Raw genomic sequence first — 22,133 nt, 5'->3', positions numbered from 1 at the left:
CTTTTCGCGACTCAGCCGACGATGGCGCGGGCGCGGTCCTCGACCTCGCGGGGGACCCGCAGGAGCAGGAGCAGTCCGACGGCTAGAACCACCATGATCCCAGCGATTCCCCAGCGGTCGGTGTCGGTGCCCAGGATGAGGTTTCCGGCCCAGATGGTGAGGGCGAACATCAAGGGCGCCATGAACGAGACCGCGCGTCCGGTCATCGCGTAGAGGCCGAAGTTCTGGCCCTCGCGACCCGGCGTCGTGATGCGAGTGAGATACGTCCGCGAGGCGGACTGCGCCGGCCCGACGAACAGGCACAGACCCAGACCGAAGATCCAGAACATCCGGGGACCTTCGACGAACAGCAGGACGGTGCCACACACGATCATCGACACCAGGGAGAACACGATCACCGAGCGGGGTCCGATGGAGTCGTCCCACCGTCCGGCCAGGAGGGCGCCCACCGCCGAGATGACGTTGGCGGCCACGCCGAAGAGGATCACGTCGTCCTTGTCGATCGAGTACACCGACACGGCCAGGACGGCACCGTACGCGAAGACGCCGGCGAGACCGTCGCGGAAGAACGCGCTGGCGATGAGGAACTTCAGGATGGAGCGGTCCTCGCGCCACATCTGGGTGATGTCGTTCCAGACGCCTCGGTAGGAGTCGGCGATGCCGACCTTGGGCGCGTCGGGGGTCGCCGTGGCCGGCAACTCGGGCACCTTGAGGAACAGCGGGATGGCGAACAGCAGGAACCAGCCGGCCGCCAGCGGCGCGATCAGCCGGATGTTGAGTCCGTTGTCGGTGGGGACGCCGAGGAAGCCACGCGTGTCGCCGTCACCGGCGACGAAGCCGAAGTAGCAGATGAGCAGCAGGACGATGCCGCCGAAGTAGCCCATGGCCCAGCCGAAGCCGGAGACACGTCCGACGTCGTCGGGCGTCGAGACCTGCCGCAGCATCGCGAAGTACGGCACCTGGGTCAGCTCGAAGATGACCGAGCCGGCCGCCAGGAGGACCAGGCCGAGCCACAGGAAGTGCCAGTCGCTCTCGACGAAGAACAACGAAGCGGTGATGAGCACGACCGCGAACGTGAGCCAGAACAGCGTCTTCTTACGCGCGCCGCCCGCGTCGGCGCGTCGGCCCAGGACAGGCGCCAGGACGGCGATCAGCACCGCGCCGGCCGCGCTGGACAGGCCCAGCCACGTGGCGGCGCGGAACGGCCCGGGGAGGTCGTCTCCGACGCCCTCGACGAGGTACACCGAGAAGATGAACGTCACGATGACGGCGTTGAAGGCCGCCGACCCCCAGTCCCACAGCCCCCACGCGATGACGCGTCCTCGGTTGCGTTGGCTCGCGACGAGCTCGTGGGTCATGCGGGGTCCTTCCACTGGCCGCGCTCGAGGAGCACGTTCTTGAGCAGGTCGGTGCGATCGGTCATGATCCCGTCGACCCCGAGGTCGGCGAGACGGTGCATCTCCTGCGGGTCGTCGACGGTCCAGACGTGCACGTGCTTGCCGGCGCGATGGGCCCGGCGCAGGAAGCCCGGCGTCATGATGCGGGCGTGCCCGTGCCGGACCGGAACCTGGAAGATGAGGGGAGCGGCCGGCACGCGCCGGGTCAGCACCATCTGCGCGACCTCGCGCGACGACGCGGACGTGACGACCCCGGGGTGGCGCGCGCGCATGCGGACGAGGCGGGCGTGCGAGAACGAGGCGAGGCAGATCCGGTCGAGGATGCCGAGCCGCTCGACCAGGTCGGTGGTGGCGTCGACCGCGTCGTCGGCCTTCACGTCGATGTTCCACCGGGCGTCGGGGAGCGCCTCCACGAGCGTCTCGAACCGCACGATCGGCTCGCGGTCGCCGAGCAGCGCCCGGTCGATCGTGGCCGAGTCGAGGTCGGCGATCGCGTCGTCGGTGCCCAGCAGGCGGTCGAGCAACTCGTCGTGGCACGCGTAGACGACGCCGTCGCGGCTGCAGCGGACGTCGGTCTCCATGTACCGATAGCCCAGCTCGTAGGCGTGGCTGAACGCGGCCAGGGAGTTCTCGATCCCGAGATTCTCCTCGACCTTCGCGCCTCCGCGATGGGCGAAGGCGATGGGCGGCGGGTGCTCGAGGTACGGCGGTGTCCTCACCCGCACCAACCTAGGCCACGGCGGGCCCGCCGCCGTGGATCTCAGATGTCGCGGAAGGTCTCGATCTCGGCGCCGAGGGCGTTCAGGCGCAGGGCCAGGTCCTCGTAGCCGCGGTTGATCACGTAGACGCTGCGCAGCACCGAGGTGCCCTTCGCGGCGAGCATGGCGATCAGGATCACCACGGCGGGCCGCAGCGCCGGCGGGCAGACCAGCTCGGCGCCGCTCCAGCGCGTGGGTCCCTCGATCAGGACGCGGTGCGGGTCGAGCAGCTTCACCTGGGCGCCGAGCTTGTTCAGCTCGGTCAGGTAGATCGCGCGGTTCTCGTAGACCCAGTCGTGCAGCATCGTCTGACCCTCGGCCTGCGCCGCGATGACGGCGAAGAACGGGAGGTTGTCGATGTTGAGACCCGGGAACGGCATCGGGTGGATCTTGTCGATCGGCGCGCGCAGCTTCGACGGGTGCGTCGTGATGTCGACGAGGCGCGTCTGACCGTTCTCGGCGAGGTACTCCTCGGAGCGGTCGTAGCGGAAGCCCATCTCCTCGAGCAGTGCCAGCTCGATCTCCATGAACTCGATCGGCACGCGGCGAACGGTGATGTTCGAGTCGGTGACGATCGCGGCGGTGATGAGGCTCATCGCCTCGATCGGGTCCTCACTGGGCGCGTAGTCGACGTCGCCGCGGATCTCGCGCTTGCCGGTGACGCGCAGTGTGGTGGTCCCGATGCCCTCGATCTCGACGCCGAGCTTCTCGAGGAAGAAGCACAGGTCCTGGACCATGTAGTTGGGGCTGGCGTTGCGGATGACCGTGACGCCCTCGTGGCGCGCTGCGGCGAGCAGGGCGTTCTCGGTGACGGTGTCGCCGCGCTCGGTCAGGACGATGGGACGCTCCGGCACGACACCGCGCGCGGCGGAGGCGTGGTAGCTGCCCTCGGTCGCCAGGACCTTGAGGCCGAAGGGGCGCAGGGCGGTCATGTGCGGCTCGACCGTGCGAGTGCCGAGGTCGCAACCGCCGGCGTACGGCAGGTCGAACTCCTCCATGCGGTGCATCAGCGGGCCGAGGAACATGATGATGCTGCGGGTGCGGCGGGCGGCCTCGGCGTCCATCTTGGCCAGGTCGAGGGTCTCGGGAACGACGAGTTCGAGGTCGTTCGCGTCGTTGAGCCACGTGGTGCGCACGCCGATCGACTCCAGCACCTCGAGCAGGCGGTTGACCTCCTCGATGCGCGCGACCTTGCGCAGGACCGTGGTGCCGGTGTTCAGCAGGGCCGCGCACAGCAGGGCGACGCCAGCGTTCTTGCTCGACTTCACGTCGATGCTGCCCGACAGCGTCGTGCCGCCCTTGACGCGCAGGTGGCTCGGTCCGGTCGCCGTGGCCACGCTGACGAGCTCGGAGTCGAGCGCGGCCCCGATGCGGGCGAGCGTGTCGAGCGTCAGGTTCTGCTGACCCTTTTCGATGCGGTTGATCGCGCTCTGACTGGTCTTCAACTCGGCCGCCAACTGGGCCTGGGTGAGGCCCGAGTGCTGGCGCGCGTCACGGATCAGCGTGCCGATCCGCGAGAGGTAGGAGTCGTTCTGAGTCATGCGCTCCAGCGTATATCAGTTGTGAGATAAAGCCAGTTTGCACCAGGCGTGCCGGGTGTGAATACCGACACCCCGGTCTCAGAGGTTGAGGGCGCCGCCCTGGGGGAGCCGCTGCAGGTCGTCGATCCCGGCGTGGTTCTGCAGCTGCATCCAGTAGATCCCGTAGCCCGCCTCGGAGACGGTGCAGTCGTGGATCGGGAACGCCGTCCGTGGCGCGATGGCACGGGCGAACTCGACGGTCTCGCTGAGCTTGGCCCACGGCGCCGAGAGCGGCAGCGCGAGGATGTCGACGTCCTCGGGCCGGTACTCGTAGGTGTCGCCGGGGTGGAAGAGCGTCGGCTCGCCGGGTGCGGTGACGAGCATGCCGACGTTGCCCACGCGGGGGATGGTCGGCAGGATCTCGGCGTGACGCGAGCCGACGCCGGTCAGCGTGGCGCCGCCGATCTCGTAGGTCGCGTCGCCGGCCGTGGACTCCCAGCCCTCCAGCGTGGCGGCGGTCTCCGGCTCGGCCAGCAGCCGGGCCGACGGATTGGCTGCCAGCAGGGGTCCGACGCGCTCGCGGTCGAGGTGGTCGGGGTGCTGGTGGGTGACCACGATCGCGTCGAGGTCGGTCAGCTCGAAGGTGGCGGCGGTGCTGAAATTGCCCGGATCGAGGAGGATGCGAGCGCCTGCGACCTCGACGAGCACGGCTGCGTGACCGAATCGGGTGACGTCCATGCTCGTCATCGTGCCACGATGGGCGCATGGACGAGCGCGAGATCCTGACCTGGCCGACCTACGGAACCGCGATCCGCGAGCTCGCCCAGACCGTGGCGGACTCCGGTTTCCGGCCCGACATCGTGCTCGGCATCGCCCGCGGCGGGCTCATCCCCGCCGGCTCGGTCGCCTACGCGCTGGACTGCAAGAACCTGTTCACGATGAACGTGGAGTTCTACACCGGCGTCGGCACGACCCGCGAGGAGCCGACCCTGCTGCCTCCGTTCCTGGACCTCGCCGAGCTCGACGACCTCTCGGTCCTGGTGGTCGACGACGTGGCGGACAGCGGCAAGACTCTCGAGCTCGTCGCGCGGATCTGCTGGGAGCACGCCGGCGACGTGCGGTCGGCCGTGATCTACGAGAAGCCGCGCTCGATCATCAAGCCGGACTACGCCTGGCGCCAGACCGACCGGTGGATCAACTTCCCGTGGTCCAGCGAGGCCGTCATCACGCCGCGCACGGGCGTCGTCGACGCCTGAGGGACCGGACATGACCGCTGCCGACCTCGCCCCGCACCTGCGGGACGTCGTCGGCCGGATGTCCGTCCCGGGGATGACGTGGGCGGTCGTCAGTGGTCCTCGCCAGACGATCGGCATCGGCTCCGCCGGACCGTTGGGCCGCGACTCGATCTTCCGGATCGCCTCGGTCACCAAGCCGATCGTCGCGGTCCTCACGCTGCGGCTGGCCGAGCGAGGTCTGTTCGTCCTCGACGAGCCGATCGACCGGTGGCTGCCGGAGTTCGCCGACCGACGAGTGCTCCGCGCCCGTGGCGCCGCCCTCGATGACACGATCCCGGCGACGCGCCCGACGACGATCCGCGACCTGCTGCAGATGGGCTCGGGGTTCGGCTGGGACATGACGGCGACCGCCACGGATCCGTTGGCCGGCGAGTTCGAGCGCCGCGGCCTGGTCTCGACCTGGCAGCCGCCCGTGGTGCGCCCGGACCGGTGGGCCCAGCTCGCCGGACCGCTGCCGATGGCCCACCAGCCGGGGGAGGGCTGGCTCTACCAGTTCTCCTTCGATCTGCTGGCGGTGTTCCTCGAGCGGGTCACCCGACGGCGACTCGACCTGGTGCTGCGCGAGGAGGTGCTCGCTCCGCTCGACATGCACGACACCGGGTACGCGATCGCGATGAAGAACGTCGATCGAGTCCCGTCGTCCTGGTTCCCGAACCGCCGTGGCACGTTCGTCGAGGTCGCGCCGATCGGCGACCCGAGACTGATGAACGTCCCGGTCTTCCGGTCGGCCGCGACGGGGCTGCTGTCGACGGCCGACGACCTCGCGAAGTTCGTCCGCATGCTGCTGCGTGGCGGGCGCGGACCGCGCGGGCCGGTGATCTCCGCGGCGTCGTTCGACGCCCTGCGCACCGTCACGCTGGGGGAGTCGGCGCGCGCCATGTCCCACGAGTTCCTGGAGCCCAGCGTCGACTGGGGGCTGGGAGTCGGCGTCGACAACACGGCGCGCTACCCGTCCTCGCATCCAGGTCGCTTCGGCTGGGACGGCGGAACCGGGACGAGCCTGTGGGTCGATCCCGAGGCGGGCGTGGGCGGCGTGCTGCTGACGCGCCAGGGGATGGGCACGCCGGAGCCGCCCGAGTATCTCGACGCGTTCTGGCGAGCCGTTCACGCGTGACACGCCGCGCGCCGTGATCGAACACCTGTTCTGTCTTCGTCGTAGAGTGGCAGTCATGTGGCTCCAGGGATCCTTGCTCGACGGCGACGCCGGGGTGCGCGTCGGTCCGCTCGACGGAGTGCGGCGTCACGAGCTCTCCGACGGCGCCTGGGTGGACACACTTCCGGGCTGGGTCACCGGATCGGACGAGCTGTTCGACGTGCTGCGCACCGAGGTCCCGTGGCGCGAGGAGCGCCGTGAGATGTACGAGCGGGTCGTCGACGTCCCGCGACTGCTGTGCTTCTACGGGCCGCGTCGCACGTTGCCCCACCCCGCACTGGAGGAGGCGCGGAACGCCCTCTCGGCGCACTATGGCGACGAGCTCGGCGAGCCGTTCGTCACCGCCGGCCTGTGCTTCTATCGCGACGGCAACGACTCGGTGGCGTGGCACGGCGACCGGATCGGCCGCAGCCGCACGGAGGACACGATGGTCGCGATCCTGTCGCTCGGCGCCGAGCGCAAGCTGAGTCTGCGCCCCGCCGGCGGAGGACCCCAGACCGGGTTCAGTCTCGGTCACGGTGACCTGTCGGTCATGGGCGGCAGCTGTCAGCGCACGTGGGAGCACGCGATCTTGAAGACCGCGCGCGCCGTGGGCCCCAGGATCAGCGTGCAGTTCCGCGTTGCCGGCGTTCTCTGACCAGTTGCAGCGCATCGGTCGACCACAGCGCCCACACCACGAGGACGGGCTGGAAGAACAGCCGGATCAGGCGCGAACGGTCGCTGTCCAGGCCGAACGCGTCCACCCCGTTGAGGTACTGCGAGACATTGCCGGGGAACACCGCGACGAAGAAGGCCGCGCCGATGAGGCCGACGACGCGCCGCTGCCGCGGCAGGGCCATGAACGCCGCACCGAGGGCGATCTCGACGATGCCGGACGCCACGACCACGAACTCCTCGTCCAGCGGGATGCTGTTGGGGACCTGGGCGTCGAACTCGTCGCGGGCGAAGGTCAGGTGGCTCACTCCGGCGAAGGCGAGCATGGCGCCGAGCGCGAGTCGGGCGATGGTCTTCATGGCACCCGACGCTAGGTCACTGCGCGGCGATCCGCTCGTAGAGCACGTGGTCGCGCCAGGCACCGCCCACGCGCAGGTAGTCGCGGGCGATCCCGACCCGGGCGAAGTCGTTGCGCTCCAGGATGCGCTGGCTGGCGGCGTTGTCGAGGCGGGTGGCCGCCTGGATGCGGTGCAGCCCCAGCCGCCCGAACGCCAGGGTGACGATCTCGTCGATCGCGCGAGTGGCCAGGCCGCGCCCCTGTGCTTTCGCGTCGAGGTAGTAGCCGAGCTCGGCCCGGCGGGCCGGGCCCTGGACGATCTCGCTGAGGTTGATCCGACCGACCACCGTGTCGTCATCGAGGATCACGCGCGGGAAGGCGAGCCCCTCGGAGTAGCGGCGCAGGGCGTCCTGGATGATCGCCCGCTGGCCCTTCGTCGTGAAGTAGATCGAGGGACGTCGTGGCTCGATGGCCGCCATCGCCTCGCGATTCCGGCTCAGGACGTCGGCGAGGGCCTCGGCGTCGGTCGCGGCGACGAGGCGGGTCACGGGCATGCGCCCAGTCTGGCAGCCCGACGCGGGGGAGGGGAGGGTCTTGACGGCCTCAGGGATATCGTGTTTCGATAACATCGACAAACGATATGGATGGAGAAGCCATGAAGGCACCCTTCGGCACCGCCACTCGCGCGGACGTGTGGTTCACCGCCAGCCTCGCCCTCATCGGCATCCTGGCGACGCTGACCGATGCCGTCTCGCGGCTGAGGGAGGTGCTGCCGAACCGGGACGTGCCGGTGGACGTCGACCTCCAGACGTCGACCCAGCCGATCGCGATCAGCGGCGTCGGTGACGCGATCCCGGTCGAGATCGACCGCGTCACGGTGAGCGTCAGCGACCTGTCGCCGACCTCGTACGGCGCGGTCATCGCGTCGATCGTGGTGCCCGCGGTGAGCATCATCGTCGTGCTCGTGTGCCTGACCTGGCTGCTCCGCAACATCGGAGCCGGGGAGTTCTTCAGCCGCACGAACACCCGGCTCGTCACCGGCGCGGCGCTCACGGCCGTCCTCGGCTGGCTGCTCACGACCGTCGCGACCACCGGTGCCGCCAACGGCGCGCTCGCGAAGCTCACCACGGCGGACGATCCCGGGTTCGAGATCTCGATGAACATCTCCTTCCTCGCCCTGTTCGCCGCGATGGTCGCCGGATGCATCGCCAGCGTGTTCCACACGGGTGAGCGGATGCAGCGCGACTCCGAGGGCCTGGTCTGATGCCTCCGCAGGACGAGGCGCACCGGGTTCACTGCCGGCTGGACGAGCTGTTGGCCCAGCGGGGCATGACGCTGACGAGGCTCGCCGAGCTCGTGGGCGTGACGGTCGTCAATCTGTCCGTCCTCAAGAACGACCGGGCCAAGGCGATCCGGTTCACGACGCTCACCGCGATCTGCGACGCGCTCGACTGTGAGGTGGGCGACCTCCTGGTCGTCACGGAATGATCCACGACGCAGGACGTTGACCCGGACATGAAGAACATCGGGTTCCTGTCCTTCGGCCACTGGTCGGACTCACCGCAATCGGCCACGCGGTCGGGAGCGGACGCGCTGCTCCAGTCGATCGACCTGGCCGTCGCTGCCGAGGAGCTCGGCGCTGACGGCGCGTACTTCCGCGTGCACCACTTCGCGCGCCAGCTGGCGTCGCCGTTCCCGCTGCTGTCCGCGATCGGCGCGCGCACCTCGCGGATCGAGATCGGCACCGGCGTCATCGACATGCGGTACGAAAATCCCTTGTATTTTGCGGAGAACGCGGCAGCCGCCGACCTCATCTCCGGCGGCAGGCTGCAGTTGGGCATCAGCAGGGGATCACCGGAGCAGGTCATCGCCGGCTACAAGTACTTCGGCTTCGAGCCGCCCGAGGGCATGACGGACGCCGACATGGCGCGCGGCCACACGCAGGTCCTCCTGGAGGTGCTCAAGGGCGAGGGCTTCGCCGAGCCGAACCCGCGGCCGATGTTCCCGAACCCGCCGGGACGCCTCCCGCTGGAGCCGCAGTCGCCGGGGCTGCGTGACCGCATCTGGTGGGGCGCCGGCTCGCGCGCGACTGCCGAGTGGACCGCCGAGCAGGGGATGAACCTGATGAGCTCGACGCTGCTGACCGAGGACACGGGCGTGCCGTTCCACCAGCTGCAGGCCGAGCAGATCCAGCGCTTCCGCGATGCATGGACGGCCGCCGGACACCAGCGTGAGCCGCGCGTCTCGGTCAGCCGCAGCATCTTTCCGCTGGTCTCGGACCTGGACCGTGCCTACTTCGGTAGCGAGTCCCGCAGCACCGACCAGGTGGGCTTCCTCGAGGGAGGAGCGGCCCGGTTCGGCCGCACGTACGCCGCCGAGCCCGACCGCCTGATCGAGGAGCTGCGCGAGGACGAGGCGATCGCCGCGGCGGACACGCTGCTGATCACGGTGCCGAACCAGCTCGGCGTGGACTACAACGCCCACGTGATCGAGAGCCTGCTGACGTACGTCGCGCCCGGCCTGGGCTGGCGCTGAGCGTCGGTCAGCGCACGACGCCGTAGCGCAGGAACTGCACGCCGGAGGCGAACGTCCGAGCGTCCAGCAACTCGAGATCGAGGCGCTGCTCGTCGTGGGCGAAATAGGTGTTTCCGCCGCCGACCAGCACGGGGTAGACGCGCATCCAGTACTCGTCGATCAGGCCGAGCTCGGCAGCCTGCTTGGCGAGGCTGGCGCCGCCGATGGCGATGTCTCCGTCGCCGGGCTCGGCCCGGAGCGCCTCGATCTCGTCGGCCAGGGCGCGCGTCGCCAGAGTCGCGGCGCCCTCGACGCTGGACAAGGTCCGTGAGAACACGACCTTCGGCAGCGGGTTCCACAGGTGGGCCCACGTCCACTCGGCCTCGCCGAAGCCCGGCTGCTCGGCCGGGTCCTGCCAGTAGAGCATCGTCTCGTAGAGGTTCCGGCCCATCAGGTGCACGTCGACCCGGCGGATCTCCTCGATGCTGAAGGCGAACACCTCCTCGCCGAAGCCGGGCCAGTCGAAGGTGCCGTCCGGTCCGTTGACGTAGCCGTCGAGGGACAGGCCCATCGAATAGGTCACCTTGCGCACGCCGCACCCCTCGCGGTCTGGTCGGATTTCGAGGCTACAACCGGCATGCAGGTGTCCGGAAGAGCCGAACACTCTGGGCTGGCGCAGATCGGGCGACCGGGTGATATTGGCTCCATGAGCACGGTTGACACCCCGACGATCATCGCTGCCGGTCTGGACGACTGGCGGCCACTGGTCCACAGCCTGCATGCCCGGTTCCGCACGGGCGACTTCGCGACAGGTCTGGACTTCCTCGTGGACATCGGTGCGGCGGCGGAGGCCGCGAACCACCACCCGGACGTGCAGCTGACCTATACCCATGCCGACATCACCCTGACCAGCCATGACACCGGAGCGGTCACCGATCGCGACCTGGATCTGGCGCGGATCATCAGTGACCTGGCGGCCGAGCGCGGACTCGAGGCCGATCCCGGCCGGCTCACGCGCCTCGAGATCGCCCTCAATGCCGTCGACAAGGACACGATCGGCCCGTTCTGGGCCGCCGTCCTGACCGGTGAGGCCGACGCCTATGACGGCGAGCAGGTCGTCGATCCCACCGAGCAGGTGCCGTTGCTGTGGTTCCAGCCCACGCCGCCGCGCGACGGCGTGCCGCAGATGTGCTTCCACCTCGACATCTGGATCCCGGCCGGCCAGCTGCCGTCCCGCATCGAGGCGGCCGTCGCCGCCGGGGGCCGCGTCGTCGACGACTCCGAGTCCCCGTCGTTCGTCGTGCTGGAGGATGCCGAGGGCAACAAGGCCTGCCTCTGCACGGTCCTGGACCGCTCCTGACGGGCGATCCACCCGGAGTCACGAGGGAGCGAGCTTCGCCGCCTTGCCCTCCAGCCACGCGCGCTCGCGATCGTTCGTGGCCTGTGCGGCGGCGCTGAGGAACTCCCCGCGCGCCTCGGCGGTGCGGCCGAGGCGCTGCAACAGCTCGGCCCGGACGCTCGTCACGAGGTGACTGGTCGCCAGGTCGCCGCCGGCCGTGATCGCCTCGACCTCGGCCAGTGCGGGCCTCGTCCCGTCGGTCGTCATCGACAGCGCCGCGGCGCGGTTCAGTCGGACGACGGGACCGGGGGAGAGGGCCAGCAGTGCGTCGTACAGGACGACGATCCGCTCCCAGTCCGTGGCGGCGAAGGACGGGGCGGTGGCGTGACAGGCCGCGATCGCCGCCTGCAGGGCATAGGGCCCGCGGCCGCGGCCGAGCGCATCGACGCGGTCCAGGGCTGCCAGCCCGCGTCGGAGCTGGGCCTGGTCCCACAGCCGACGGTCCTGGTCGGCCAGCAGGACGGGGTCGCCCGCCGCGTCGGTCCGCGCCGCGAACCGTGACGCCTGCAGCTCCATGAGCGCCACGAGTCCGTGGACCTCGGGCTCGCGGGGGAGTAGCCGGCCCAGGACGCGACCCACGCGCAGCGCCTCGTCGGCCAGATCGCGGCGCACCCACCGGTCGCCGCTCGTGGCCGCGTAGCCCTCGGTGAAGAGCAGATAGACGACGGTCAGGACCGCGTTGAGCCGCGGCTTCCACTCCGTGTGGTCGGGCACCTCGAACGGGACCCGCGCCTCGGACAGCGTCCGTTTGGCCCGGACGATCCGTTGCTGGACCGCCGGCACGGAGACGACGAGCAGCCGGGCGATCTCGGCCGTCGACAGGCTGGCGACGACGCGCAGGGTCAGCGCGACCTGTCCCTCGCGGGGCAGGGCCGGATGGCACGCCGTGAAGACCAGTCGCAGCAGGTCGTCGTCGATCGGCTGCCAGACGTCGTCCGCCAGCGACGCGAGGTCTCGGGCGAGGCTGCGACGGCGGTCGTCCAACGCCTCGCGGCGGCGCCACCCGTCGATCGCACGCCGCCGGGCCACCGTCGTCAGCCAGGCCGCCGGGTTGCGGGGGACGCCCGTCGTCGGCCACGACCGCAGTGCCTCGGCGAGCGCCTCCTGGGCGAGGTCCTCGGCCTCGGCCAGATCTCCCGTGACGCGGGCCAGGGTGGCGACGATCCGCGAGCCCTCGATGCGCCACAGCGCATCGAGGGTCCCGGACACGTCATCCATCTCAGGCGGTGCCCAGCTGCTCGCGCCAGCCGGCTTCCTTCTGCACGTACTCGTTGTCGGCGTAGTCCGCGAAGTCGGACTCGTCGGTCACGCGGCGTACCTCCAGCTTCGAGCCGGGCCCCAACGGGCAGCGCCTGGCCCACTCGGCGGCCTCCTCGCGGGAGCCGACCTGCAGCAGCCAGAAGCCGTTGAACAGCTCGTGCGTCTCGCCGTAGGGGCCGTCGGTGACGATCGGCTCCTCACCGGAGAAGTCCACGACGAACCCCTCGGACGGATCGGTCAGGCCGTCGCCGCCGATGAGCACCCCGGCGTTCATCATCGCCTCGTTGTAGGCGCCCATCGCGTTGATGATCTCCTCGAAGTCGAGGTCCTTCGTCGCCTCGAGTGCCGCGTCCGTCGTGCGCATGATCAGCATGTACTTGGTCATCGTGGTCCCCTTCCGCCGGGCGCCTCGCGCGCCCTCTCACCCTGACGTCGAACGGCGTCGGCCGGGATCGACACGGTCGCGGGATTCTCTTTCGCGAGGCCGCGCCCAGACGCCTTCGGGCGTTCCGCTCACCGTACTGGCGCGGCTATCGTTCAGGAACCGCTCATCGGGAGGAACCACCGCGTGACCCATCCGGCCGACAGCCACGACCTCATCCGCGTTCACGGCGCTCGCGTCAACAACCTCAAGGACGTCGACGTCGAGCTGCCCAAGCGGCGGCTCACCGTCTTCACCGGCGTCTCGGGATCGGGCAAGAGCTCGCTCGTCTTCGGCACGATCGCTGCGGAGTCCCAGCGGCTGATCAACGAGACGTACAGCGCGTTCCTGCAGAACTTCATGCCCACGACCGCGCGCCCGGACGTCGACGTCCTCGACGGACTGACCACCGCGATCCTCGTGGACCAGGAGCGCATGGGCGCCGACCCGAGGTCGACCGTGGGCACCGCGACCGACGCGAACGCCATGCTGCGGATCCTGTTCAGCCGGTTGGGTGAGCCCCACATCGGCTCGCCGCAGGCGTTCTCGTTCAACGTGGCGTCGATCAGCGGCGCCGGCGCCGTGTCGTTCGAGACCGGTGGGCGCACCGTCAAGGAGCGCCGTGAGTTCTCGGTCACCGGCGGCATGTGCCCCCGCTGCGAGGGACGCGGTGCGGTCTCCGACTTCGACCTGACGGCCCTGTACGACGACACGAAGTCGCTCGAGGACGGCGCCCTGACGATCCCCGGTTACACGATGGACGGCTGGTACGGCCGGATCTTCCGCAACGGGGACTTCTTCCCCGCCGACAAGCCGATCAAGGACTTCACGAAGAAGCAGCTCGACGCCCTGCTCCACCAGGAGCCGACGAAGATCAAGGTCGACGGCATCAACGTCACCTACGAGGGGATCATCCCCAAGATCCAGAAGTCGATGCTGTCCAAGGACCGCGAGGCGATGCAGCCGCACATCCGGGCGTTCGTCGACCGGGCCATCGCGTTCCAGACGTGTCCGGAGTGCCACGGCTCTCGGCTGAACGAGGGCGCTCGCTCCTCGAAGATCCGGGGCATCAGCATCGCCGACGCGTGCGCCATGCAGATCACCGATCTCGCGGCCTGGGTCCACGACCTCGACGAGCCGTCCGTGGCACCGCTGCTCAAGGTGCTGTCCGACACGCTGGACTCGTTCGTGCAGATCGGGCTGGGCTACCTGTCGCTGGACCGTCCGGCCGGCACCCTGTCCGGCGGCGAGGCGCAGCGCACCAAGATGATCCGGCACCTGGGGTCGTCCCTGACCGACGTCACGTACGTCTTCGACGAGCCCACGGTGGGGCTGCACCCGCACGACATCGACCGCATGAATCAGCTGCTGCTGCAGTTGCGGGACAAGGGCAACACCGTGCTGGTCGTCGAGCACAAACCCGAGGCCATCGCGATCGCCGATCACGTCGTCGACCTCGGCCCGGGTGCCGGCAGCGGCGGTGGACAGATCATGTTCGAGGGCACCGTCGACGGCCTGCGCGAGAGCGACACGGTCACCGGGCGGCACCTCGACGACCGCGCCTCGCTCAAGGACGAGGTCCGCAAGCCCACCGGCCAGCTCGAGATCCGGGGTGCGAACAGCCACAACCTGCAGGACGTCGACGTCGACATCCCGCGGGGCGTCCTCGTCGTCGTGACGGGGGTCGCGGGATCGGGCAAGAGCTCGCTGATCCACGGCTCGGTCGCGAAGCTCGAGGACGTCGTCGCCATCGACCAGGGGGCGATCCGCGGATCGCGGCGCAGCAATCCCGCCACCTACACCGGCCTGCTCGACCCGATCCGCAAGGCCTTCGCGAAGGAGAATGGCGTCAAGCCGGCGTTGTTCTCGGCCAACTCCGAGGGCGCGTGCCCCAACTGCAACGGCGTGGGCGTGGTCTTCACGGACTTGGGCATCCTCGCCACGGTCGAGTCGCCCTGCGAGGTGTGCGAGGGACGGCGGTTCGACGCCGCGGTGCTGGAGTACAAGCTCGGCGAGCGTGACATCAGCGAGGTGCTGGCCATGCCGGTCGCCGAGGCACACGCCTTCTTCGCCAAGGACGGCGTCAACGTGCCCGCGGCCGCCCGGATCCTCGCGCGGCTCGAGGACGTCGGCCTGGGTTACCTGACGCTGGGCCAGCCGCTGTCCACCCTCTCGGGAGGCGAGCGCCAGCGGATCAAGCTGGCGACCCACATGGGCGAGAAGGGCGGCACGTACGTCCTGGACGAGCCCACGTCGGGTCTCCACCTGGCCGACGTCGAGCAACTGCTGGGCCTGCTCGACCGCCTCGTCGACTCGGGCAAGTCCGTCATCGTCATCGAGCACCACCAAGCCGTCATGGCCCACGCCGACTGGATCATCGACCTGGGACCGGGCGCGGGCCACGACGGCGGACGGGTGGTGTTCGAGGGCGTGCCCAGCGATCTCGTGGCCCAACAGTCGACCCTGACGGGAGAGCACCTGGCTGCCTACGTCGGGCCCTGAATGCTTCGCTCCCGGCGCGATCTGCGTCACCGGCGCGGCGGATCGGCCGCACGCATCCGCCAAACAGGGTTACCGTGAGGTAACCCGACCGTTCCAGGTCTAGGAGGCCCTGTGCCGAGCTCGCCCCACACGATGGTCCTGCACGGCCATCGACTCTCGTACCTCGATCGCGGCGACGGCCCCGTCGTGCTGTTCATCCACGGCATCCTGGGCTCGCAGCACAACTGGAAGCACCTCGTGAACCGGATGGACGACACCCAGCGGGTGATCGTGCCGGATCTCTTCGGCCACGGCGCGTCGGCCAAGCCGATGGGGGACTACTCGCTCAGTTCCCACGCCGCGACGCTGCGCGATCTGCTCGACCGCCTCGGGATCGACACCGTCACCGTCGTCGGGCACTCCTTGGGTGGCGGCATCGCGATGCAGTTCTTCTACCTGTTCCCCGAGCGCGTCGAGCGGCTCGTGCTGGTCGCCAGCGGCGGGCTCGGTCGCGAGGTCAGCCCGCTGTTGCGGTCCGCGACGTTGCCCGGCGCCGAGCAGGTGCTCAGCGTCGTCGCGTCGGGGTGGGTGCTCGGAAAGGTCGAGTCGGTCGGTCGCACGGCTGCCAGGATCGGCTGGAAGCCCGGAGCCGACGTCGGGGCGATCTGGCGCGGGTTCACGTCGCTCGGCGATCGCGAGAGTCGCAAGGCCTTCCTCGCCACGACCCGCGCCGTGGTCGACCCCGGTGGGCAGACCATCAGTGCCCACGACCACCTCGCCCACGTGCGGCCGATCCCGGTGTTGCTGGTGTGGGGGACCAAGGACCGCATGATCCCCGCCTGGCACGCGATCAATGCCCAGAAGTCGGTACCGAGTTGCCGCGTCGAGCTGTTCCCGGGTGCCGGCCACTTCCCGCACCTCGACGACCCCGACCGGTTCGCCGACGTGCTGGCCGACTTCATCGCGTCGACGGCGATCGAGGAGTAGTCCGCCGTGGCGGTCGTCCTGATGTGCGGTGCGACGGGCGCCGGGAAGTCGACGTACGCCCGGAACCTCGAGGCTGCGGGCTGGCTGCGACTCTCGTTCGACGTCGAGACGTGGCGGCACGGGTTCCGGAGCCCGGACGTGCCGCAGGACGTCCTGGTCGAGATCGAGCAGGACCTGCGCGAACAGCTCGTCGAGGCGGTCATCGAGGGGGAGGACGTCGTCGTGGACTTCTCGTTCAGCACCCGTGCCCTGCGCGACGCCTACCGCGCGCTGGCGGCCGAGATCGGCGTCCTGGCCGAGACGGTGTTCCTCCCCGTCGATCGCGGGACCGCGCTGGCCCGCGTCCGCACCCGCACGGGATCGGGCCCGGACGACCTGCAGCTCTCCGACGAGCAGGTCGTGGCGCACGTCGACGGCTTCGAGGTGCCGACCTTCGCCGAGCACCCCCTGCGCGTTCGCGATGGCGATCTGGAGCTCCGCCACGCGGTGGTCGCCGACATCGAGATTCTCTTGGCGTTCTGGGCGATCTCGGCCGAGAACGCCGCGCGGCCGGCCGATGAGGCCCGCCCCGTCGCGCAGTTGTTGGCGCGCGACCCGGCGGCGATCATCGTGGCCGAGCAGGCGGGCGAGATCGTGGGCTGCGTCGTGGCCTGCTGGGACGGCTGGCGGGCGAACCTCTACCGGCTGGCGGTGCACCCGCAGCAGCGGGGGAGGGGAGTGGGCTCCCGGCTGCTCGACCAGGCCGAGCGCCGCCTGGCCGCGCTCGGCGCCACTCGGATGTGCGCGATGGTCCTCGACGAGAACGATCCCGGCGTCGCGCTGTGGCGCTCCGCCGGCTACGCACCGCAGGGGGAGTGGAGCCGGTGGGTCAAGCCGGTCGTGCTCCACTGAGCACGCAGAACTCGTTGCCGTCCGGATCGCGCATCACGACCCAGCTGACCCTTCCCTGGCCGATGTCGGTGCGGGCGGCACCCAGCTGCTCGAGCCGTTCGACCTCGGCAGCCTGGTCGCCGTAGGGGCGGATGTCGAGATGCCAGCGGTTCTTCGGCGGCTTCTCCATCAGGGGCGGTCCGCCCCACGAGATCTTCGTCCCGCCGTGCGGCGACTGGATCGCGGTCTCGTCGCCCTCGTCCCACACCATGAGCCAGTCGAGCGCCGCCTGCCAGAACTCGCCGGCGGCCCGACTGCCGTCGCACGAGAGGGCGCCGATGCGTCCGCACCCAGCGGTGAACCGGTTGTCGGGGCCCAGCACGCAGAACTCGTTGCCCTCGGGGTCGGCGAGGACGACGTGCGGCTCGGTCGGCAGCTGCCCGACGTCGAAGTGACGGCCGCCGAGCGACAGCACACGCTCGACCGTCGCCTGCTGGTCGTCCGAGGACGAGCTGGTCAAGTCGAAGTGCATCCGGTTCCGCAGGCGCTTGGGATGGCGCGTCGGCTCGATGTCGATCGGGAACGAGACGTCGTCCGGCGCCGTCAGGGTCAGGACGCCGTCGTCGTCCGGGCTCTCGACGACGTTGCGCTCGAGGACGCTGCCCCAGAACGCCGCCAGCCGCGCGGGATCGTTCGCGTCGAGGACGAGGGCTTCCAATCGACTGGTCATGTGAGCCACGTTACGTCGGAGCGGAGCCGTCGGTCAGCCCCACGGCGTGGGCGGCGCGGAAGCATGTCCGTGGGTTTCCATCCGCATTCGAGTGGGCCAATGTGGACCCATGGCCCGCCAGAACGTCGTGATCTCATTGCCGATCTCCGACCGCAGGACGTCGTGCGACTTCTACGAGCGCGTCCTGGATCTCACGGCGGTCGGCGAGCCGGCCGACGACGGTGTGCCCGAGCCGTTGCAGTTCTCGTTGTCCGAGACCGTCAAGCTCATGCTGATCCCGTCCGGCGGGTTCGGCTGGGTCACGGGCGGCCGCCCGGTCGCGCCGGTCGCACAGCACGAGTGCCTGTTCACGTGGTCCGCGACGAGTCGCTCCGAGGTCGACGAGCTCATCGAGCGGGCACGGGCGGCCGGCGCCGAGATCGTGAGCGAGCCAGCGGCCCAGCCCTGGGGCTACACCGGAACCTTCGCCGACCCCGACGGGCACCTGTGGGCGGCGACCGCCGAGGAACTGTCCGAACCGAGAGGTTGAGTGGAGCCATGAACTCCTCCGTCATCGCCCGAGGCCTCGAGCAGGCCGAGGCATTGTTGTCCGACGTCCCCGAGGCTGCGTGGGACGCCCCCACGCCCTGCACCGACTGGACCGTTCGTGAGCTGATCGATCACCTGGTCAACCTCCCGGCGCAGTTCACGACCATGGCCTTGGGGGAGTCGGTCGACTGGACCGCACCGACGCCCCGACACGACGACTCCGCCGAGGCATTCAATGCGCACGCGAAGCAGCTGCTCGCGGCACTGGGCGCGCACCCCGAGTCCGTTCCGGAGGGGATGCTGGCCGGCGAGCTGTCCGTGCACAGCTGGGACCTGGCGTCCGCGGTCGGCGGTGACAGCTCCGGCTTCGACCCCGAGATCGCCGAGACGGGCTACGCGTTCATGTCGGTCGCGCTCACCGACGAGCAGCGCGGCCAGGCCTTCGGGCCCCGAAGGCCGGCCCCGGATGGCGCGAACGCGTACGAACGGCTCGCGGCTTTCGCTGGTCGCGAGGTTCCCTTCCGTCCCGAGCGTTGATCTGATCCTGCAGGCCAGGGGAGCAGCTGCGTACCATTGACGTTACGTAACGATGTGGGTACGCTCAAGTCATGGATGCCGTTCTGCAAGCGCTGGCCGACCCGAGCCGCCGCACCGTGCTGGAGATCCTGCGCGACCACGAGGCGACCGCGGGGGAGTTGGCCGACGCGCTGCCGATCGCGCGTCCCGGAGTGTCGCGGCACCTGCGGGTGTTGCGGGAAGCCGGACTGGTGGACGCGCGTCAGGAGGCGCAACGGCGGATCTACCGCCTGCGGCCGGAGGCGCTGATCGAGGTCGACGAGTGGCTCGACGACTACCGCGCGTTGTGGCAGAACCGCCTCGACGCCCTGCACACCGAGATCGCTCGAGGGAAGAAGGCCGGCTCATGACCACGACGACGATGCGCGCACTGGACGCCACGACAGGCGCGGTGCGGGTCGAGGACGTGTACGACACCGACATCGAGGACCTGTGGGACGCCTGCACGACGCCCGAGCGGCTCGCACGGTGGATCGCCCAGGTGTCCGGCGACCTGCGGGTCGGCAGCACCATCGAGATGACCTTCACCAGCACCTGGAGCGGTCCGGGCAGGATCGACGCCTGCGAGCGGCCGCACCATCTGCTCGTCACCACCTTCGCCGGCACCGACCGGGAGTGCGAAATCGAGGCGTGGCTGACCGCCGAGGGCGCGCGGACGCGATTGGTCATCGAGGAACGCGGCCTGCCGCTGGACGAGCTCCACATTCACGGGGCGGGCTGGCAGGCCCACCTCGAGGATCTGGGTCGGTCGCTCGAGCTCGATGGGACGGCGCATCCTGACGGCTGGTCCGCCACGGAGCCGTCGCCGCACTGGCGACGCCGCTGGACCGAGCTGGCGCCGTCCTTCAAGAACGCCGACGTGTCGTGACGCCTGAAGCGATCACCCTGAGTGACATCACGCTGAACGCACCCGACGCGTTCGCGCTGGCACGGTTCTACGCCGTCATCACTCAGGGCGAGGCGCACGGCACGTCGGCCCGGGCCCGGGTCACCGGCCCGGGCGGACAGATCGGGTTCCAGCAGGTCGCCGACCCACTGATTTCCCGGTCTGGCAGTTTGTCCGATAATGCACATTATGTCAGTTAGCGGTGAGCTGACTGCCCCAGATGACTCATCAGGGTGGTTGACGTCCCTCCCCCGCGGGTTGTCGCAGTCCGGGGACCCGACCTGCAGCAGCACTGCTGGGTGCGCAGACGTCCTGTCTCCGAGGCGGGGCCGGTCAGGCGGTCGACATGTGGCCTCCTGTGTTTCACGAGATTCCTCAGGATCTGACGTCTGACGGGCCTGCGGGCACGTGAGGGCGGGCACGGCCGAAGCCGTGCCCGCCCTGGAGATCACCTCAACACGATCGCGTCAGCGAGGCGTGTCCATCAGGACCGGAAGCACGTTCTTCCGGGTGCCGGGAAGGGTTCCTGGCACGATCTCACTGCGCTTGGGCAGCCAGTTCCAGTTCGATGCCCACGTGGGGTGCGGCAGGGCCAGGCCCGGCAGCACGAACTGCGACTTCGCGAGATCCAGCGTGTACGTCGACGACGTCGTGTCGACGTTGCGCACACGGCCGTTCGCCGCGCCCACCACGACGACTCCGAGTCGGTGCCCCTTGGCGACGACGGCGTCGTCGGGGTCCAGCGTCACCGTCACGTCGTGCGTTCCAGCGCCGTCGAGCCGGGCCCAACCGCGCCCCAGGACCTGGAGCGGCGTCGTGCCCACGTTGCGGGTCATCGTGAAGTAGCACGCGTCATCGTTCGCGGTCGATTGCCCGACGCAGGTCTCAGTGGTCGTCGTCGACGCACCGTCGCCCGTGGCAAGGACGCGATCACCCTCGCCGTAGTCGACGAGCATCACGCCCACCTGCCCGGTCGGCACCTCGGACGTCACCCGCAGCTTCGCAACCATCGAACCGCTCATCCGGGCGTCGGCGAGCAGCGGAGAGGTCGCGTACAGGAGGCGGTTGGGGTTGTCGCCCTCGGTGACGGCGACGTTCTCACGCTGGCTGGGCGAGTTCACCCAGCTCTGCTTCGACTTCTCGATCGACCGGGCCAAATAGCCGTCGGCCTGGGGGCGCAGGGTCGTCGTCGTGAGCCGCGTGGGCCACGAGTAGGAGTTGACCCAGCGATTGGGCTTGGTCTCCACCTTGACCGGCGGCTCCAGCATGATCGTGTTCTTGATGTCCATCAGCTCGTGATCGAACCACCGGTGCAACGTGCGGACCCACTCCTCACGGTCGACATCGAACGGATCGACGTGCCCGACCCGACTCAACCACAGCTTGCGAGTGACCCCGGCCTTGCCCAGGTCCTTCCACCAGTCGGAGAAGTGACGCGTCTTGACGTTGGTGTCCTGCAGACCGTGATAGATGAAGACGCTCGCCTTGACCTTCTTGGCATTGAGCTGGGCGGAGTCACGGTAGTTGCGCTCGTCCCAGAATGCGTTGTGCTCACCGGTCTCGTCGGCGTCCTCGGCGTCCATCCGCGCGAGCGTCGCCGAGCAGTCTTGGGGCTGCGTGCGGTTGCCGGCGACGCGGCTGGCGAGGCCGCTGGAGTAGTTCCAGCTGTACGGAAGACCCTGCGAACGGCTGTAGTCGTACCAGGAGCTGATCGCGCTGATCGGCACGATGGTCTCCAGCCCCTTCACGCCGGTGGCGGCGACGCCGTTGGCCAGGGTGCCGTCATAGCTCTTGCCGATCATGCCGGTCTTGCCGTTGCTCCAGCCGGCCTTGACGGCCTTGCCGTCGGCGTCGACCGCCTCGGCGTTGCCGTTGAGCCACTGCACGACGGCCTTGGCCGAGCCGACGTCGGACTTGCCGCCGGTGTCGACGCAACCGGTCGACCGCGAGGTGCCTGCGATGTCGGGTGCGACATAGGCGTAGCCGCGCGGCACGAAGTAGTTGTCGTAGAACAGCGGGAACTTGATGAGGTTGCCCTCGGCGTCGAACGACTTGAACTCCGACTCGTTGCCGCGTCCGACGCTCGTGTAGTACGGGCTCGCATCCATCACGACCGGCACCTTGACCCGCTTGGCGTCGAGCTCGCGCGGACGAACGATGTCGACCGCGATCCGGTCCTTCTCGCCGTCACCGTCGAAGTCGGGCGCGATGACCCACACCGTCTCGCGGATCGCGTCGGCATAGCTGTACACCGGGGATGACTCGCCCCCCTTCAGCACGTACGGCTTCGGCGCAGGCGCTGCCGAAGCTGTGCTCGCCGTGGTCGCGAGCAGGCCCGAGCTCGCGAGGGTGAGGGCAAGGAATGCA

General features: G+C 69.5%; 26 protein-coding genes. 15 read left to right on the top strand and 11 right to left on the bottom strand.

Annotation, left to right across the window (positions count from 1 at the left end; genetic code table 11):
• Nucleotides 1-11: 11 nt before the first annotated feature.
• The 4 genes from NP095_RS08235 to NP095_RS08220 all read right to left on the bottom strand — a co-directional run bounded on the left by NP095_RS08235 (nt 12) and on the right by NP095_RS08220 (nt 4,413).
• The gene (locus tag NP095_RS08235) at nt 12-1,358 is read right to left on the bottom strand and encodes an MFS transporter (protein WP_232416384.1); all 1,347 of its coding nucleotides are present in this window, start codon (nt 1,356-1,358) and stop codon (nt 12-14) included.
• Entirely contained in the window at nt 1,355-2,116 is a 762-nt protein-coding gene (locus tag NP095_RS08230) for a glycerophosphodiester phosphodiesterase family protein (protein ID WP_232416385.1), read from the bottom strand. Before NP095_RS08230 ends, NP095_RS08235 begins: the two co-directional genes overlap by 4 nt.
• A gap of 41 nt (nt 2,117-2,157) precedes the next feature.
• Nucleotides 2,158-3,696: a UDP-N-acetylglucosamine 1-carboxyvinyltransferase gene (locus tag NP095_RS08225; protein ID WP_232416386.1), complete on the bottom strand. Its 1,539-nt coding sequence runs from the start codon at nt 3,694-3,696 to the stop codon at nt 2,158-2,160.
• Nucleotides 3,697-3,774: 78 nt separating this feature from the next.
• Entirely contained in the window at nt 3,775-4,413 is a 639-nt protein-coding gene (locus tag NP095_RS08220; protein ID WP_232416387.1) for an MBL fold metallo-hydrolase, read from the bottom strand.
• Between the two features lie 26 nt (nt 4,414-4,439).
• Here NP095_RS08220 and NP095_RS08215 point away from each other — a divergent pair, with 26 nt between their 5' ends.
• From NP095_RS08215 to NP095_RS08205, 3 genes are read left to right on the top strand one after another with little or no spacing between them, the layout of a single operon-like run.
• Complete coding sequence (locus tag NP095_RS08215; RefSeq protein ID WP_232416388.1) at nt 4,440-4,931, top strand: phosphoribosyltransferase; 492 nt, start codon at nt 4,440-4,442, stop codon at nt 4,929-4,931.
• A 10-nt stretch (nt 4,932-4,941) separates the two neighbouring features.
• Nucleotides 4,942-6,084, top strand: coding sequence for a serine hydrolase domain-containing protein (locus NP095_RS08210; RefSeq protein ID WP_232416389.1), 1,143 nt, complete (start codon nt 4,942-4,944; stop codon nt 6,082-6,084).
• A gap of 55 nt (nt 6,085-6,139) precedes the next feature.
• Nucleotides 6,140-6,760, top strand: coding sequence for an alpha-ketoglutarate-dependent dioxygenase AlkB (locus NP095_RS08205; RefSeq protein ID WP_232416390.1), 621 nt, complete (start codon nt 6,140-6,142; stop codon nt 6,758-6,760).
• Here the strand turns inward: NP095_RS08205 and NP095_RS08200 are convergent.
• Nucleotides 6,726-7,136 (bottom strand): DoxX family protein, encoded by a 411-nt coding sequence (locus NP095_RS08200; protein WP_232416391.1) that lies wholly within the window; start codon nt 7,134-7,136, stop codon nt 6,726-6,728. The two genes, NP095_RS08205 and NP095_RS08200, sit on opposite strands and share 35 nt — an antisense overlap.
• Nucleotides 7,137-7,152: 16 nt before the next feature.
• A complete protein-coding gene (locus NP095_RS08195; RefSeq protein ID WP_232416392.1) occupies nt 7,153-7,668 on the bottom strand; it encodes a GNAT family N-acetyltransferase in 516 nt (171 codons plus the stop codon).
• 101 nt (nt 7,669-7,769) lie between these two features.
• Between NP095_RS08195 and NP095_RS08190 the strand changes: the two genes are divergently transcribed.
• From NP095_RS08190 to NP095_RS08180, 3 genes are read left to right on the top strand one after another with little or no spacing between them, the layout of a single operon-like run.
• Entirely contained in the window at nt 7,770-8,378 is a 609-nt protein-coding gene (locus tag NP095_RS08190) for a DUF2975 domain-containing protein (RefSeq protein WP_232416393.1), read from the top strand.
• The gene (locus NP095_RS08185) at nt 8,378-8,602 is read left to right on the top strand and encodes a helix-turn-helix domain-containing protein (protein ID WP_232416394.1); all 225 of its coding nucleotides are present in this window, start codon (nt 8,378-8,380) and stop codon (nt 8,600-8,602) included. The genes NP095_RS08190 and NP095_RS08185 overlap by 1 nt, the downstream gene beginning before the upstream one ends.
• A 27-nt stretch (nt 8,603-8,629) precedes the next feature.
• Nucleotides 8,630-9,649, top strand: coding sequence for an LLM class flavin-dependent oxidoreductase (locus tag NP095_RS08180; protein WP_232416395.1), 1,020 nt, complete (start codon nt 8,630-8,632; stop codon nt 9,647-9,649).
• A 7-nt stretch (nt 9,650-9,656) separates the two neighbouring features.
• Here the strand turns inward: NP095_RS08180 and NP095_RS08175 are convergent, their stop codons facing one another.
• Nucleotides 9,657-10,220, bottom strand: coding sequence for a dihydrofolate reductase family protein (locus NP095_RS08175; protein WP_232416396.1), 564 nt, complete (start codon nt 10,218-10,220; stop codon nt 9,657-9,659).
• 114 nt (nt 10,221-10,334) lie between these two features.
• On the opposite strand from NP095_RS08175, the gene NP095_RS08170 reads away from it, so the two are divergent.
• On the top strand, nt 10,335-10,988 hold the full coding sequence (locus NP095_RS08170; protein WP_232416397.1) for a 4a-hydroxytetrahydrobiopterin dehydratase: 654 nt from the start codon (nt 10,335-10,337) through the stop codon (nt 10,986-10,988).
• Between the two features lie 18 nt (nt 10,989-11,006).
• On the opposite strand, the gene NP095_RS08165 is transcribed toward NP095_RS08170, so the two are convergent.
• Both NP095_RS08165 and NP095_RS08160 read right to left on the bottom strand, forming a co-directional pair.
• On the bottom strand, nt 11,007-12,245 hold the full coding sequence (locus NP095_RS08165) for an RNA polymerase sigma factor (protein ID WP_232416398.1): 1,239 nt from the start codon (nt 12,243-12,245) through the stop codon (nt 11,007-11,009).
• Nucleotide 12,246: 1 nt separating this feature from the next.
• Entirely contained in the window at nt 12,247-12,672 is a 426-nt protein-coding gene (locus tag NP095_RS08160) for a YciI family protein (RefSeq protein ID WP_232416399.1), read from the bottom strand.
• 183 nt (nt 12,673-12,855) lie between these two features.
• Here NP095_RS08160 and NP095_RS08155 point away from each other — a divergent pair, with 183 nt between their 5' ends.
• The 3 genes from NP095_RS08155 to NP095_RS08145 all read left to right on the top strand — a co-directional run bounded on the left by NP095_RS08155 (nt 12,856) and on the right by NP095_RS08145 (nt 17,067).
• A complete protein-coding gene (locus NP095_RS08155; protein WP_232416400.1) occupies nt 12,856-15,210 on the top strand; it encodes an ATP-binding cassette domain-containing protein in 2,355 nt (784 codons plus the stop codon).
• 111 nt (nt 15,211-15,321) lie between these two features.
• Nucleotides 15,322-16,176 (top strand): alpha/beta fold hydrolase, encoded by an 855-nt coding sequence (locus NP095_RS08150; RefSeq protein WP_222865741.1) that lies wholly within the window; start codon nt 15,322-15,324, stop codon nt 16,174-16,176.
• Between the two features lie 6 nt (nt 16,177-16,182).
• Nucleotides 16,183-17,067: a GNAT family N-acetyltransferase gene (locus tag NP095_RS08145; protein WP_232416401.1), complete on the top strand. Its 885-nt coding sequence runs from the start codon at nt 16,183-16,185 to the stop codon at nt 17,065-17,067.
• Here NP095_RS08145 and NP095_RS08140 read toward each other — a convergent pair.
• A complete protein-coding gene (locus NP095_RS08140; RefSeq protein WP_232416402.1) occupies nt 17,045-17,776 on the bottom strand; it encodes a VOC family protein in 732 nt (243 codons plus the stop codon). The two genes, NP095_RS08145 and NP095_RS08140, sit on opposite strands and share 23 nt — an antisense overlap.
• Nucleotides 17,777-17,885: 109 nt before the next feature.
• On the opposite strand from NP095_RS08140, the gene NP095_RS08135 reads away from it, so the two are divergent.
• From NP095_RS08135 to NP095_RS08115, 5 genes are all read left to right on the top strand, one after another.
• The gene (locus NP095_RS08135; protein WP_232416403.1) at nt 17,886-18,305 is read left to right on the top strand and encodes a VOC family protein; all 420 of its coding nucleotides are present in this window, start codon (nt 17,886-17,888) and stop codon (nt 18,303-18,305) included.
• A gap of 8 nt (nt 18,306-18,313) precedes the next feature.
• On the top strand, nt 18,314-18,841 hold the full coding sequence (locus NP095_RS08130) for a TIGR03086 family metal-binding protein (RefSeq protein WP_232416404.1): 528 nt from the start codon (nt 18,314-18,316) through the stop codon (nt 18,839-18,841).
• A gap of 71 nt (nt 18,842-18,912) precedes the next feature.
• Nucleotides 18,913-19,230, top strand: a complete 318-nt coding sequence (locus NP095_RS08125) for an ArsR/SmtB family transcription factor (protein WP_232416405.1) — start codon at nt 18,913-18,915, stop codon at nt 19,228-19,230.
• Complete coding sequence (locus NP095_RS08120; RefSeq protein ID WP_232416406.1) at nt 19,227-19,748, top strand: SRPBCC domain-containing protein; 522 nt, start codon at nt 19,227-19,229, stop codon at nt 19,746-19,748. Before NP095_RS08125 ends, NP095_RS08120 begins: the two co-directional genes overlap by 4 nt.
• Entirely contained in the window at nt 19,745-19,966 is a 222-nt protein-coding gene (locus NP095_RS08115) for a hypothetical protein (RefSeq protein ID WP_232416408.1), read from the top strand. The genes NP095_RS08120 and NP095_RS08115 overlap by 4 nt, the downstream gene beginning before the upstream one ends.
• A 267-nt stretch (nt 19,967-20,233) precedes the next feature.
• Here NP095_RS08115 and NP095_RS08110 read toward each other — a convergent pair whose 3' ends face one another.
• On the bottom strand, nt 20,234-22,018 hold the full coding sequence (locus NP095_RS08110; protein ID WP_232416409.1) for a CocE/NonD family hydrolase: 1,785 nt from the start codon (nt 22,016-22,018) through the stop codon (nt 20,234-20,236).
• Nucleotides 22,019-22,133: the final 115 nt, after the last annotated feature.

The organism is Aeromicrobium duanguangcaii (assembly GCF_024508295.1).
Lineage (GTDB): Bacteria > Actinomycetota > Actinomycetes > Propionibacteriales > Nocardioidaceae > Aeromicrobium > Aeromicrobium duanguangcaii.
The sequence above is the reverse complement of the archived record's forward strand: the minus strand, read 5'-3'. Positions and strand labels throughout refer to the sequence as shown.

What these genes read in the sequence shown, in the direction of transcription:
- NP095_RS08220 (WP_232416387.1), bottom strand. Translation starts at nt 4,413, where the DNA reads ATGGACGTCACCCGATTCGGTCACGCAGCCGTGCTCGTCGAGGTCGCA.
- NP095_RS08185 (WP_232416394.1), top strand. Translation starts at nt 8,378, where the DNA reads ATGCCTCCGCAGGACGAGGCGCACCGGGTTCACTGCCGGCTGGACGAG.
- NP095_RS08210 (WP_232416389.1), top strand. Translation starts at nt 4,942, where the DNA reads ATGACCGCTGCCGACCTCGCCCCGCACCTGCGGGACGTCGTCGGCCGG.
- NP095_RS08140 (WP_232416402.1), bottom strand. Translation starts at nt 17,776, where the DNA reads ATGACCAGTCGATTGGAAGCCCTCGTCCTCGACGCGAACGATCCCGCG.
- NP095_RS08195 (WP_232416392.1), bottom strand. Translation starts at nt 7,668, where the DNA reads ATGCCCGTGACCCGCCTCGTCGCCGCGACCGACGCCGAGGCCCTCGCC.
- NP095_RS08235 (WP_232416384.1), bottom strand. Translation starts at nt 1,358, where the DNA reads ATGACCCACGAGCTCGTCGCGAGCCAACGCAACCGAGGACGCGTCATC.
- NP095_RS08130 (WP_232416404.1), top strand. Translation starts at nt 18,314, where the DNA reads ATGAACTCCTCCGTCATCGCCCGAGGCCTCGAGCAGGCCGAGGCATTG.
- NP095_RS08120 (WP_232416406.1), top strand. Translation starts at nt 19,227, where the DNA reads ATGACCACGACGACGATGCGCGCACTGGACGCCACGACAGGCGCGGTG.
- NP095_RS08180 (WP_232416395.1), top strand. Translation starts at nt 8,630, where the DNA reads ATGAAGAACATCGGGTTCCTGTCCTTCGGCCACTGGTCGGACTCACCG.
- NP095_RS08135 (WP_232416403.1), top strand. Translation starts at nt 17,886, where the DNA reads ATGGCCCGCCAGAACGTCGTGATCTCATTGCCGATCTCCGACCGCAGG.
- NP095_RS08190 (WP_232416393.1), top strand. Translation starts at nt 7,770, where the DNA reads ATGAAGGCACCCTTCGGCACCGCCACTCGCGCGGACGTGTGGTTCACC.
- NP095_RS08165 (WP_232416398.1), bottom strand. Translation starts at nt 12,245, where the DNA reads ATGGATGACGTGTCCGGGACCCTCGATGCGCTGTGGCGCATCGAGGGC.
- NP095_RS08205 (WP_232416390.1), top strand. Translation starts at nt 6,140, where the DNA reads ATGTGGCTCCAGGGATCCTTGCTCGACGGCGACGCCGGGGTGCGCGTC.
- NP095_RS08160 (WP_232416399.1), bottom strand. Translation starts at nt 12,672, where the DNA reads ATGACCAAGTACATGCTGATCATGCGCACGACGGACGCGGCACTCGAG.
- NP095_RS08170 (WP_232416397.1), top strand. Translation starts at nt 10,335, where the DNA reads ATGAGCACGGTTGACACCCCGACGATCATCGCTGCCGGTCTGGACGAC.
- NP095_RS08200 (WP_232416391.1), bottom strand. Translation starts at nt 7,136, where the DNA reads ATGAAGACCATCGCCCGACTCGCGCTCGGCGCCATGCTCGCCTTCGCC.
- NP095_RS08215 (WP_232416388.1), top strand. Translation starts at nt 4,440, where the DNA reads ATGGACGAGCGCGAGATCCTGACCTGGCCGACCTACGGAACCGCGATC.
- NP095_RS08125 (WP_232416405.1), top strand. Translation starts at nt 18,913, where the DNA reads ATGGATGCCGTTCTGCAAGCGCTGGCCGACCCGAGCCGCCGCACCGTG.
- NP095_RS08225 (WP_232416386.1), bottom strand. Translation starts at nt 3,696, where the DNA reads ATGACTCAGAACGACTCCTACCTCTCGCGGATCGGCACGCTGATCCGT.